Consider the following 13,913-nt stretch of genomic DNA (forward strand, 5'->3'; position numbering starts at 1 on the left):
GGACCCGGCCGCGGGTTCGTCAGAGGTTCGCGTTGGCCGCCTGCAGCCGCCGGGCGAGGCCGGCCGGCGTCGGCTCCTCGAAGATGTCCTTGAGCTTGAGCCGGATCTGGGTCTCCCGCTTGATCTCCTGCAGCAGCTTGACCGCCAGCAGCGAGTGCCCGCCGAGCGCGAAGAAGTGGCTGTTGGGGCCGAGATCGTTGCGGTTGAGCATGACCTTCCAGAGCGCCACCAGGGAGTCGACCAGCTCGTCCCCGCTCTCGGACGGGAGTTCCTCCTCCACGCTGTTCTCGGCGTCGCTCAGCTCCGTGGCCAGGCGGCGGAGGGCGGGGTAGTCGACCTTGTCGTTGCCCGTCATCGGGAACGCGTCCACGGTCACGTACTCCTGGGGGGTCGCGGCGTACGGGAGGGAGGCGCTGGCGTGCTCCCACAGCTCCGAGGTGACCTCGGGGCGCTCCGGCGCCACCACGAAGGCCCACAGGACGGCGTCGGCGCTGGGGTCGCCGACGACCACGACCGCGGCGGCCCTGACGTCCGGGTGGGTCAGCAGCACGCCCTCGACCTCGGCGAGCTCGATCCGGTTGCCGCGCAGTTTGATCTGGCGGTCGAGCCTGCCGAGGATCTCCAGCCGGCCGTCGGACGTCCACTGGGCCAGGTCGCCCGTGCGGTAGGACCGGCCGTACTGGGGGTGCTCGCCGAACCGCTCGGCGGTCAGCTCCGGGCGGTTGTGGTAGCCGATGGCCACCCCGTCGCCGGCGATGCAGAGCTCGCCCCGGGTCCCGATCGGCAGCGGGCGGCCGTCGGGGGCGGAGACGTACACCTTGGTGTTCGCGATGGGCACGCCCACGTCGACGCGGTCGGCGGCCGGGTCGATGCGGCCGGAGGTGGACCAGATCGTGGTCTCCGTGGGGCCGTACACGTTGTAGAGCTCGCACCCGGTCGCGGACAGCCGTTTGGCCAGGACGGCGGGCATCGGCTCGCCGCCGCAGAGCACGCGGCGGCCGGCCAGCTGCCCGGCCACCTGGTCGATGACCAGACGCCAGGTGGTCGGCGTGGCCTGGGCGACGGTGACCTCGTAGCGCCGCAGCGCTTCCGCGAGGGGTTCGCCCTGGGTGCGGGCGTCGTCCGGCGCGACGGCCAGCCGCGCGCCCGTCGTCAGGGGCAGGAACAGTTCCAGAGCGGAGATGTCGAAGCTGAACGTGGTCAGCCAGAGCACGGTGTCCTCCGCGCTCACGGCCAGCTGGTGCGCGAAGTGCGCGATCAGGTTGGCGAGGCTGTAGTGGTCGATCAGCGTGCCCTTGGGGAGCCCGGTGGAGCCGCTGGTGTAGATGAGGTACGCGCAGTCCTCCGGCCTGACGCTGCTGAACGCCGTCACCGTGCCGGAGACCGGCGTCACCGAGTCGACGGGCACGAGCGGCAGGACCGTACGGTCGCCGGAGACGACGATCCCCTCGCCCGCGAGGACCACGGCGGCGCCCGCGTCGTCGAGCTGGTAGTCGAGCCGCTGCTGCGGGTGGTCGGGTTCGAGCGGCAGGTACGCCGCCCCGGCGAGCCACACGCCGACGGCGGCCGCGGCCAGCTCGGGACTGCGCCGCGCGAGCAGCGCGACGACGTCGCCCCTGCCCACGCCGGCGGCCCGCAACTCGTCGCGGGTGGCCTCGGCTGCGGCCCACAGGCGGCGTAACCCGACGCGGCGCTCGCCGTCGAGCACCGCGTCGGTGTCCTCCGGCGGCGCGGCGGAGACCTGGCGGGCGATCTTGTCCAGTACGGTCGCCGGCGTCACGGCGCGCTCGGTGGCGTTGGCCAGCTCGATGGCCGCCCGGTCCTGGTAGCACCAGACGGGCAGGTCCGCGAGCGGCGTGTCGGGCTGCTCCGCGAGCGTGACGAGCAGCTCGTCGAAGCGGGCCAGCAGCAGCTCCACGTCGGCCCGGTCCAGGACGTCCACGCAGAACGCAGTCCTGATCTTGATCGCCTCGGGGGTGGAGGTGACGAAGAACTCCAGGTCGAACTTGCTGAAGCCGTTCTCGATCACCACCTGCCCGGCCCGCAGCCCGCCCAGCATGAACTCGGCGGACAGGTCTGCGGGCACGTAGTTGAAGGTGTGCCGGAAGAGGTTGTTGCGCCAGCCGTCGCGCGGAACGATCTCCAGCAGGTCGTCCACCGGGTGGTCGGCGTGCGACATGGCCTCCATGAACGTGCGGCGGGTGAGCCGCGTGTACGTGCGGAAGTTGTTCGCCCATTGCACGCGGGTGCGCAGGGTGAGCACGTTGATGTGGTAGCCGAGCCGGGTGGCGGCCTCGGGCGTCCGCACGCTGATGGGCGAGCCGATGGTGAGGTCGGGGCCGGCGCCGTGGGCGGCGAGCAGCACGCCGTACGCGGCCATGAGGACGACCGACTCCGGCGCCCGCAGCTCGCGCTGCATCCGCCGCGCCGCGTCGCGCGCGGCGGGGGACAGCTCCCAGTTGACCACGTCGCCCAGGAGGGTGACCTGCGAGGCTTCCGGCTGCTCGCACCACAGGTCCAGCTCGTCGGCGCGGAACCCGTCCAGCTTGTCGTGCCAGAACTCCCGGCTGCGCGGGTCGGCGGCCGGCTCCTCCCAGGCCGGCACGGTATCGCGCGGCGGCGACTCGCCCGCCGCGAGGGCGTTGTAGGTCGCGGCGAGCTCGTTCATCAGCAGCGCGGACGACAGCCCGTCGAAGATCGAGTGGTGGATCGCCAGGCAGTAGACCTCGCCCGCCTCCTCCTCCAGGACGGCGGCGCGCACCAGGAGCTCGCCGTCCGGCCGGAACGGCCGGGCCACGAACTCCGTCAGCCACTCGCGCGTGGCTCCCCGGCCGCCCTCCTCGAAGCGCAGCTCGGCGTACTCGGGCGGCAGGACCTCCCGCGTCATGCCCTCGGCCTCGATCCCGAAGACCGTGCGCAGGATCTCGTGCCGGCGCAGGACGTGGTTGATCGCGTCCAGCATGAGGGTGCGGCTCGGCAGTCTCGCCACGCTGAACGCCACGCCCAGGTTGTTCACCCCGGTACCGGGGACCAGCTCTTCCAGCATCCACAGCGCCTGCTCCTTGCGCGAGGCGCGCTGACCCAGCATCTGCTCCATGATCATCTCTCCAGCAGCTTGGTGACGGCCCTGGCGACCTCGTCCGAGGTGAGCAGCACGTCGTGGCCCTCCTCGAACCTGAGCTCCTCGGCCACGAGGGTGCGACCGGAGTCACGCAGCCGGTTCAGGCCGTTCCTCGGGTTGGACGAGCTCACCGCGATGGCGCGCAGCCACCCCTCCCAGGGGTCCAGGTGGTCGGCGTAGGTGAGGAAGGCCAGGAAGGCGCTGAACGTCTCCCACATCTCCTCGGAGTACTCCGGGTCGAACCCGGCCCTTTCGAACGCGCGGTGCCCGACCTCGCGGAAGGTGGCATACAGCTGGGCGGCGTAGCCCTCGACCGTGATCCCCTCGACCTGGAGCGTCGTGTCCATGGTCTCCCGGAGCTGGGCGACGTCCTCCTCGTTCAGGATCGAGGAGAGGATGCCGAAGACCTTGCCGAACTGGAAGTAGACGTTCTCCAGGCTCGTGGGCTCCGGGTCGAAGAGGATCAGCTCAGGCGTCGAGCCCTGCAGCTCGGCCAGCCGGTCGACGAGCTCGGTCGCGTAGACGGCGCCCACGCAGTAGCCCATGACCGCGTGGACCTTCCTGCCGCTCTCCTTGATGGGCTCCACCCAGGAACGGACATAGGCGGCACCGTCGATCCCGCAACCGGGCGCCACGGCGGGCGGGCGCACGTGCCAGAAGGTCGCGTCATAGTCAATGTTCGCCACCAGCTCGGGGAAGCCCGCCTCCGCGCGGCCGGTCTCCGTGAAGTCGACGCAGAGGACGAGGTCCGCCGAGTTGGATGCTTTGAGCGTCGTCCAAGTGGTTACCAGGGTCATGATCATTCCTTTGATCGGAGTTCTGCCTAGGAACTCCCGCCTTCAAGGGCGAGCTGAATCAGGAGGTCGGCGTCCATGCTGTCGATCTCCTCGGTCCTGCCGTTCGGCTCTCCGTCCTCCTCCGGGCCGGCTAGGCGGAACAGGCTGTCCAGCAGCCCGGCCTCACGTAGCCGTGAGATCGGGATGGTCGTCAGGAGCTGCCGTACCTCGGCGTCGCTCCGGACCGCGGCGGGCCCGGCCGTCCTGGCCGCGGCGGCCGGGAAGAGCTGCTCCAGTACGAATCGCGTCAGGTCGTGGGGAGTCGGATAGTCGAAGATGAGCGTGGCCGGGAGCTGAAGTCCGGTGGCCGCGTTGAGCTGGTTGCGGAGTTCGACCGCGGTCAGGGAGTCGAAGCCGAGATCCTGGAACTGGCGCCCCGGCTCGATCGCCGACCCGTCGGCGAACCCGAGCACCGCCGCGACCTGGCCTCTGACGAGTTCCGACAGGGTGTCCTGCAGCTGGTCCGGCTCCATCGTGGCCAGCCGTTCCGCCAGTCCCTGGGCCGGGCGGACACGGCGTGGCCGGGTACGGGTCCCGGCCTTGGTGAACTTCGCGGGGACCAGCGCGGCGCGGCCGGAGCGGACGCCGACGTCGAAGAGTTCCAATCCCTCCTCAGTGGTCAGGGGCTGCACGCCCGCGCGTTCCATGCGGCGCAGGTCGGTCTCGGTCAGCTCGCCCGCCATGCCGCTGGTCGTCCAGAGGCCCCAGGCGAGGGAGGTCGCCGGGAGACCCTGGGCTCTGCGGTGGTGCGCCAGGGCGTCCAAGTACGCGTTGGCGGCGGCGTAGTTGCCCTGGCCCGCGCTGCCCAGCACGCCGGCCAGCGAGGAGAACAGCACGAACGCGGTCAGGTCGAGTCCTCGTGTCAGCTCGTGCAGGTGCCAGGCGGCGTCGGCCTTGGGCCGCAGCACCGCGTCCAGCCGCTCGCCCGACAGGGAGGTGATCACGCCGTCGTCCAGCACGCCGGCCGTGTGCACCACCCCGGTCAGCGAGTCCGCCACCGAGGCCACCACCCCGAACAGCGCCTCGCGGTCGGCCACGTCGCAGGCCGCCACCTCCACCTCGGCACCGAGTTCCGAGAGCTCGGCGACCAGCTCGGCCGCGCCCGGCGCCTCCGGGCCGCGACGGCTGACCAGCAGCAGGCGTCTGACCTCGTGTTCGGTGACGAGATGGCGGGCCACCAATGCGCCCAGCCCGCCCGTGCCACCGGTGACCAGCACCGTGCCCCCCGGCCCGAACACCGGACCCTGATCTTCCAGATCTGTGGCCCGACCCAGCTGCGGCATCCGTAGCTCGCCCGCCCGCACCGCGAGTTGGGACTCGCCCGACGCCAGCGCCCGGCCGATCACGTCTTCAGGTGTGTCGCCGTCCAGGTCCAGCAGCGTGAACCGGCCCGGCTGCTCGGCCTGCGCGGCCCGTACCAGACCCCAGACTGCCGCCTGCGCCGCATCCGGTACGTCGTCGACGATCGCGACCACCGCGCCGTGGGTGACGACGACCAGCCGGGACGAGGCCAGGCGGTCGTCGGCGAGCCACTCCTGGACCAGCTCCAGCGTCGCGTGGGTCGTGGCGTGCACGTTCTGGCCGGCGGCCGGGCACGCGACCAGGACCGCCTCCACCGGCTGAATCGAGGCCAGGTCGGGGTACGTCTGGGCGCCGGTTCCGAAGTCGTCGGGACCCAGCACGGCCCACCGAGGTGGTTGCGAGCCGGCCGCGGGCGGGATCGCGATCCAGTCGAGCTGGTGCAGCGAGCTTCGGTTCTCGGTGGTGGACAGGGCACGCAGGGCCAGGGTGCCGATCTCGGCCACCGGCGCGCCGCTCTCGTCGGCGATGCTCAACGTGATGCTCGCCTCGCCAGTCGCGCTCACCTTGACGCGAAGGCCGCTCGTACCGGCCGCGTGCAGCGACACCCCGCTCCAGGCGAACGGGAGATACGGGCGTCCTGCCTCCGGTCGCGGCACCACGTCGCCCAGCGCGGCCGCGTGCAGGGAGGCGTCCAGCAGAGCCGGGTGCAAACCGAACCGGCCCGCCTCGGCGTGCGCCTGCTCCGGCAGCGTGATCTCGGCGAAGACCGTGCTTCCGTGCCGCCAGGCCGCAGTCAGTCCCTGGAACAGCGGCCCGTACTCCAACCCATCCGCGGCCAGGTCGTCATACAGCTGCTCGACGTCAACCGGAGCCGCCCCGGCCGGAGGCCATTCAGCCAGGTCGAACACCGGCTCCTCCGTCTGGTCAGCGAGCAGGCCTTGCGCGTGCTGCACCCACTCCGCGGCCTGGCTGCTGCGGGAATGGATGCTTATGGGGCGGGTGCCTGACTCGTCGCATGGTCCGGCGACCAGCTGGATGTGCACGCCGCCCTCGGCAGGCACCAGCAACGGCGCCTGGATGGTCAGCTCCCGCAGCTGCGGGCAATCCAGCTCATGCCCGGCCCGCACCGCCAGCTCCACCAGCGCCGCACCCGGCACCACCACCCGGCCGTTGACCTGGTGATCGGCCAGCCAGGGCTGGGAGGTGAGGGACAGGCGGCCGGTGAAGATGACCGACGCGCCGCCGGCCACCTCGGTCATCGCACTCCACATCGGATGCTCGATGGCGCCCAGCCCGGCCGCGTCCACATCACCGGACTCCAGACTGGCCGGCACCCAGTACCGCTGGTGCTGGAAGGCGTAGGTGGGCAGGTCTACGTGCCTGGCCGGGGTCAGCACGGCCGTCCAGTCCACGGCGATCCCCTGGGTGTGCAACCGGCCGAGCGCCTCGATCAGGGTGCGGACCTCATCGCGGTCCTTGCGGGCGGCGGGAACGAACACACCGTCGGCGATGCTCTGCTGAGCCAGCCCGGTCAACACCCCATCCGGGCCTACTTCCAGGAAGCAGCCAGCCTCCGCAGCCGTCACCCCGTCGGCGAACCGCACGGCCTGGCGCACGTGCTCCACCCAGTAGCTCGGGGTGGTCAACTGGCCCGGTTCAGCGATCTGGCCGGTGAGGTTGGAAACGATCGCGAGAGTGGGCTCGTGGTAGGTCAGCCCGGTGATGGCCTGCTCGAAATCGGCCAGCATCGGCTCCATCAACGGCGAATGGAAAGCGTGCGAGACCCGCAGCCTGCGCGTCCGAACGCTGACCCGCTCCTCGATCTCAGCGATCTTTCGGGCGTCTCCGGAGATCACCACCGCAGCCGGGCCGTTGACCGCCGCGATCCCGACCCGGCCCCCCAGCAGCGGCAGAACCTCCGCCTCGGGCGCCGCGATCGCGAGCATCGCCCCACCGGTCGGCAGGGCCTGCATCAACCGGGCCCGGGCCGCCACCAGCGCACACGCATCCGCCAGCGAGAACACCCCGGCCACGTGCGCGGCGGCGATCTCCCCGATCGAATGCCCGACCAGCACATCGGCGCGGATGCCGAAGGACTCCAGCAGCCGATACAGCGCGACCTCGAAGGCGAACAGCGCCGGCTGGGTCATACCGGTCTCGTTCAACACCCCGTCCGGGTCGTTGAACATGACCTCGCGGATCGGCAGGAGCTGGTCGATCTCCTCCAGCGTCTCGGCGAACACCGGGAACGCCTCAGCGAGCTGACGGCCCATCCCGACCCGCTGGCTCCCCTGACCGGCGAACAACAACGCCAGCCGGCCACCCGAGCCACTCTCGGAAACCACGTCCGAGGCCAGCGCCCGCAACCCGGCCAGCAGCTCGTCACGGTCAGCGCCAACCACGACCGCACGCTGCTCCAACACGGCCCGCCCCGTGGCCAACGACCACGCGGCATCGGCCGTCTTCAGCTCCGGCCGCTCCTCCAGCCACGACGCCAGTCGAGACGCCTGAGCCTGAAGGGCCTCGCGACTTCTCGCGGAGATCAGCCATGGCACCACCCGTGGCTCCGCGCCACCGGTCTCGATTGTCGGCGCGGGAGGCTCCTCCAGCACGACATGGGCGTTCGTACCGCTGATCCCGAACGAAGAGATTGCCGCACGACGGGCATGCCCGTTCTGCTCCCACGGCTGCGTGTCGGTGAGCAGCCGCACCGCGCCCGCCGTCCAGTCCACGTGCGGCGAAGGCTCGTCCGCATGCAAGGTCTGCGGCAGAACCCCATTCCGCATGGCCATGACCATCTTGATCACGCCACCCACACCGGCTGCAGCCTGCGTGTGACCGATGTTGGACTTCAGCGACCCCAGCCACAGCGGCTGGTCCCGCTCCTGGCCGTAGGTCGCGAGGAGCGCCTGGGCCTCGATCGGGTCGCCGAGCTTGGTGCCCGTGCCGTGCGCCTCGACCACGTCCACATCGGCGGCCGACAACCCGGCGTTCGCCAGCGCCTGCCGGATCACCCGCTGCTGCGAAGGGCCGTTCGGAGCCGTGATCCCGTTGCTCGCACCGTCCTGGTTGATCGCCGAACCCTTGAGGACCGCCAGCACCTGATGCCCGTTGCGCTGCGCGTCCGACAGCCGCTCCACCAGGAGCACACCGACACCCTCGCCCCAGCCCGTGCCATCCGCCGAGGCCGAGAACGCCTTGCACCGCCCATCCGCCGACAACCCCCGCTGCCGCGAAAACTCGATGAACATCCCCGGCGTCGACATCACCGTCACACCACCGGCCAGCGCCAGATCACACTCACCGGACCGCAACGCCTGAGCAGCCCAATGCAACGCCACCAACGACGACGAGCAAGCGGTGTCCACGGTCACCGCCGGACCCTCCAGCCCCAACGTGTAAGAGACCCGACCCGACACCAAACTCCCACCGCTGCTGTTCGCCGGAGTGCCCAGCCCGTAGTCGTGGTACATGACCCCGGCGAACACACCCGTCCGACTCCCCCGCAGCCCGTGAGGATCGATCCCCGCCCGCTCAACCGCCTCCCACGACGTCTCCAGCAACAACCGCTGCTGCGGATCCATCGCCAACGCCTCACGCGGCGAAATCCCGAAGAACACAGGGTCGAACTCGGCGGCGTCGTACAGGAACCCGCCCAGACGCGTGTAAGTCTTGCCCGGCGTGCCGGGCTCCGGCCCGTACACCCCTTCAACATCCCAGCCGCGATCGGTCGGGAAGTCTCCGATCGCGTCCCGGGCCTGCGACACCAGCTCCCACAGGCCCTCCGGCGAGGTCACGCCACCCGGGTACCGGCACGCCATGCCCACGATCGCGATCGGCTCGTCCGTCGCCGTCGTGGTGGCCGCCACGGCCTGCGAGGTCTGCCCGCCGACCAGTTCACCCGCCAGGAACTCCGCCACCGCCTCAGCGGTCGGGTAGTCGAAGATGAGGGTGGCCGGGAGCTGAAGTCCGGTGGCCGCGTTGAGCTGGTTGCGGAACTCGACCGCGGTCAGCGAGTCGAAGCCGAGATCCTGGAACTGGCGTTGCCGGTCGATGGCGGACCCGTCTGCGAACCCGAGTACTGTGGCCGCGCTGCCGCGGACCAGGTCTGTCAGCATCGCTCGGCGTTCGGCCGGGTCCAGCGCGGTCAGACGCTGGGCGAGGCCGTTGGCGCTGCCGGCACGACGCACCGGGGTGCGCCCGTTGGTCCGGGTTTGTACGAACCGTGCGGGGATCAGCAGCGCCTGCCCGGACGACACTGCGGTGTCGAAGAGTGCGAGCCCGTCGTCGATGGACAGCGGCTTCACGCCTGCGCGTTCCATGCGGCGTAGGTCGGATTCCTTGAGCTCGCCCGCCATACCGTCGGTGGCCCAGACACCCCAGGCCAGCGAGGTGGCCGGGAGACCCTGCGCTCTGCGGTTGTGCGCCAGCGCATCCAAATATGCGTTGGCCGCGCCGTAGTTGCCCTGGCCCGCGCTGCCCAGCACCCCGGCGACCGAGGAGAACAGCACGAACGCGGTCAGATCGAGATCCCGTGTGAGCTCGTGCAGGTGCCAGGCCGCGTCGGCCTTGGGCCGCAGGACGGCGTCGATGCGCTCCGGTGTGAGGGAGGCGATGACGCCGTCATCCAGAACACCTGCCGTGTGGACGACACCCGTCAGCGGGTGCTCGGCGGGAATCGAGGTGATCAGGCGGGCGAGGGCGTCTCGGTCGCCGACGTCGCAGGCGGCCACCGACACGTTCGCGCCGTGCTCGGCCAACTCGACCGCGAGTGCGGCGGCACCGGGCGCCTCCAAGCCCCGGCGGCTGACCAGCAGCAGGCGCCTGACCTCGTGCGCGACCACCAGATGCCGGGCCACCAACGCGCCCAACCCGCCGGTGCCACCGGTGACCAGTACAGTCCCCTCGGCCTCGAACAGCGGCCCGCTGAGCTGCTCCGGCTCCGAAACCGGGCCTGCTGCCCGCTTGAGGCGCGGGGTCAGCAGTTGACCGGCTCGGACGGCCAGTTGGGCCTCGCCCGTGGCCAGGACCTGGTCGATCGTCTCTGCGCGCAGCGGCTCCGCGTCCCGGTCCAGCAGCGTGAACCGGCCGGGCTGCTCGGCCTGCGCGGCCCGTACCAGGCCCCACACCGCCGCCTGGGCCGGATCCGGCGCATCCTCCGGACCGGCCGCCACCGCGTCACGTGTGACGACGACCAGCCGGGACGAGGTCAAGCGGTCGTCGGCGAGCCACTCCTGGACCAGCTCCAGCGTCGCGTGGGTCGTGGCGTGCACATCCTGGCCGGCGACCGGGCACGCGACCAGGACCGCCTCGGGCGGCTGAACGGAGGCCAGATCCGACCGGGTCTCGGTCCCCGTGCCCAGGTCATCGGACCCCAGCACGATCCACCGGTGCGCCTCTTGCGCGGGAGCAGCCGGGACCACCTCCCAGTCGAGCTGGTGCAGCAAGCCCTGGGTCTCGGACGCGCTGAGTTCGGTGGCGGACAGAGCGCGCAAGGTGAGCGCGTTGACCTCGGCCACCGGCGCGCCGGTGTCGTCGGCGATGCTCAACGTGATGCTCGCCTCGCCAGTCGCGCTCACCTTGACGCGCAGGCCGCTCGCACCGGCCGCGTGCAACGACACCCCGCTCCAGGCGAACGGGAGATACGGCCGCCCTGCCTCCGGTCGTGGCACCACGTCGCCCAACGCGGCCGCGTGCAGGGAGGCGTCCAGCAAGGCCGGGTGCAAACCGAACCGGCCCGCCTCGGCGTGCGCCTGCTCCGGCAGCGTGATCTCGGCGAACACCGAGCTTCCCTGCTGCCAGGCGGCGGTCAAGCCCTGGAAGAGCGGCCCGTACTCCAGTCCGCTCGCGGCCAGGTCGTCGTACAGCTGCTCGACGTCAAGCGCAGTTGCTCCGGCCGGGGGCCATTGAGCCAGGTCGAACACCGGCTCTTCGGCCTGGTCGGCGAGCAGGCCTTGCGCGTGCTGCACCCACTCCCCCGCCTGGTTGCTGCGGGAATGGATGCTCACCGGACGGGCGCCTGTCTCATCGGACGGTCCGGCGACCAGCTGGATGTGCACGCCGCCCTCGGCTGGCACCAGCAACGGCGCCTGGATGGTCAGCTCCCGCAACTGCGGGCAGTCCAGCTCATGCCCGGCCCGCACCGCCAGCTCCACCAGCGCCGCACCCGGCACCACCACCCGGCCGTTGACCTGGTGATCGGCCAGCCAGGGCTGCGTTGTCAGCGACAACCGACCCGTGAAGGTGTGAGTGTCGGAGTCCGGCGCCGAGATGGCGGCACGGAGTACGGGGTGATCGATGGCACCCAGCCCGGCGGCGTCCACATCGCCGGTGTCCTGTGCGGCGGGCACCCAGTACCGCTCCCGCTGGAAGGCGTAGGTGGGCAGATCGACGTGCCTGGCCGGAGTCAGTACCGCCGTCCAGTCCACGGCGATCCCCTGGGTGTGCAACCGACCAAGCGCCTCGATCAGGGTGCGGACCTCGTCGCGGTTCTTCCGCGTGGCGGGGATGAACACCCCGTCGGAGATGCTCTGCTGGGCCAGCCCGGTCAGCACTCCGTCCGGGCCGACTTCCAGGAAGCAGTTAGCCTCCGCAGCCGCAACCCCATCGGCGAACCGCACCGCCTGCCGCACGTGCTCCACCCAGTAGCTCGGGCTGGTCAACTGGCCCGGTTCAGCGATCTGGCCGGTGAGGTTGGAAACGATCGCGAGAGTGGGCTCGTGGTAGGTCAGACCGGAGATGGCCTGCTCGAAGTCGGCCAGCATCGGCTCCATCAACGGCGAGTGGAAAGCGTGCGAGACCCGCAACCTGCGCGTCCGAACGCTCACCCGCCCCTCGATCTGCGCGATCGCTGCTTCGTCTCCGGAGATCACCACGGCTGCCGGACCGTTGACCGCCGCGATCCCGACCCGACCTTCCAGCAGGGGCACAACCTCCGCCTCGGGCGCGGCGATCGCCAACATCGCACCACCCGTCGGCAGGGCCTGCATCAACCGGGCCCGGGCCGCCACCAGCGCGCACGCATCCGCCAGCGAGAACACCCCCGCCACGTGCGCGGCGGCGATCTCACCGATCGAATGCCCGACCAGCACACCCGCCCGGACCCCGAAGGATTCCAGCAGCCGATACAGCGCGACCTCGAAGGCGAACAGCGCCGGCTGGGTCATGCCCGTCTCGTTCAACACCCCGTCCGGGTCGTCGAACATCACCTCGCGGATCGGCAGGAGCCGGTCGATCTCCTCCAGCGTCTCGGCGAACACCGGGAACACCTCGGCGAGCTGACGGCCCATCCCGACCCGCTGGCTGCCCTGACCGGCGAACAGCAACGCCAGCCTGCCTCCAGCCGTCACCTCCGGTGACCCCTCGGCCAGCGCCCGCAACCCAGCCAACAACTCGTCACGGTCAGCACCCACCACGACCGCACGCTGCTCCAACACGGCCCGCCCCGTGGCCAACGACCAAGCAGCGTCCGACACCGAGAGCGACGGCCGCGCCGACAGCCACGACTCCAGTTGAGCCGCCTGAGCCTGAAGCGCCTGCGGGTCCTTGGCCGACACCAGCCACGGCACCACCGGCAACTCCGCGCCACCGGCCTCGGTTGTCGAAGCGGGAGGCTCCTCCAGCACGACATGGGCGTTCGTACCACTGATCCCGAACGAAGAGATTGCCGCACGACGGGCATGCCCGTTCTCCTGCCACGGCTGCGCCTCGGTCAGCAGCTCAACGGCGCCGGCCGACCAATCCACGTGCGGCGACGGCTCATCCACGTGCAACGTCTGCGGCAGAACCCCGTTCCGCATCGCCATGACCATCTTGATCACGCCCGCGACGCCCGCCGCGGCCTGCGCGTGGCCGATGTTCGACTTGATCGACCCCAGCCAGAGCGGCTGGTCCCGGTCCTGGCCGTACGTCGCGAGGAGCGCCTGGGCCTCGATCGGGTCACCCAGAGCGGTCCCGGTGCCATGTGCCTCGACCACGTCCACGTCCCCGGTCGACAGCCCGGCGTTGGCCAGCGCCTGGCGGATCACCCGCTGCTGGGAAGGGCCGTTCGGCGCGGTCAGGCCGTTGCTGGCACCGTCCTGGTTGATCGCCGAACCCTTGACGACCGCCAGCACCCGGTGACCGTTGCGCTGGGCGTCCGACAGCCGCTCCACCAGCAGCATGCCGACACCCTCACCCCAGCCGGTGCCATCAGCGGCGGCCGAGAAGGCCTTGCAGCGCCCGTCCGGGGACAAGCCGCGTTGCCGGGAGAACTCGATGAAGGTGCTCGGTGTGGCCATCACGGTGACGCCGCCGGCCAGCGCCAGGTCGCATTCACCCGATCGCAGGCCCTGTACCGCCAGGTGCAGCGCCACCAGGGAGGAGGAGCATGCCGTGTCCACGGTCACGGCCGGACCTTCCAGGCCCAGGGTGTAGCTCACCCGGCCGGAGGCGATGCTGCCGGAGCTGCCGGTGCCGATGAGCCCTTCCAGCTCGCCGGGCACGGCCGAGAGCTGGGGCGCGTAGTCGTGGTACATGACCCCGGCGAACACACCCGTCCGACTCCCCCGCAGCCCGTGAGGATCGATCCCCGCCCGCTCAACCGCCTCCCACGACGTCTCCAGCAACAACCGCTGCTGCGGATCCATCGCCAACGCCTCACGCGGCGAAATCCC

At 70.9% G+C, this 13,913-nt stretch carries 3 protein-coding genes; all 3 read right to left on the reverse strand.

Annotated features, from left to right (window positions below):
• Positions 1-19: 19 nt before the first annotated feature.
• Entirely contained in the window at positions 20-3,097 is a 3,078-nt protein-coding gene (locus ACWDRB_RS30950; protein ID WP_449899521.1) for a non-ribosomal peptide synthetase, read from the reverse strand.
• Positions 3,098-3,099: 2 nt separating this feature from the next.
• Positions 3,100-3,918, reverse strand: coding sequence for a hypothetical protein (locus ACWDRB_RS30955; protein ID WP_449899524.1), 819 nt, complete (start codon positions 3,916-3,918; stop codon positions 3,100-3,102).
• Positions 3,919-3,944: 26 nt separating this feature from the next.
• Positions 3,945-13,913, reverse strand: a 9,969-nt coding sequence (locus ACWDRB_RS30960) for a type I polyketide synthase (protein WP_449899526.1), incomplete at its 5' end; no start/stop codon positions are given.

This window comes from Nonomuraea sp. NPDC003707 (genome assembly GCF_053587055.1).

Coding starts and splice junctions, on each gene's coding strand:
- ACWDRB_RS30955 (WP_449899524.1), bottom strand. CDS start 3,918: ATGACCCTGGTAACCACTTGGACGACGCTCAAAGCATCCAACTCGGCG.
- ACWDRB_RS30950 (WP_449899521.1), bottom strand. CDS start 3,097: ATGGAGCAGATGCTGGGTCAGCGCGCCTCGCGCAAGGAGCAGGCGCTG.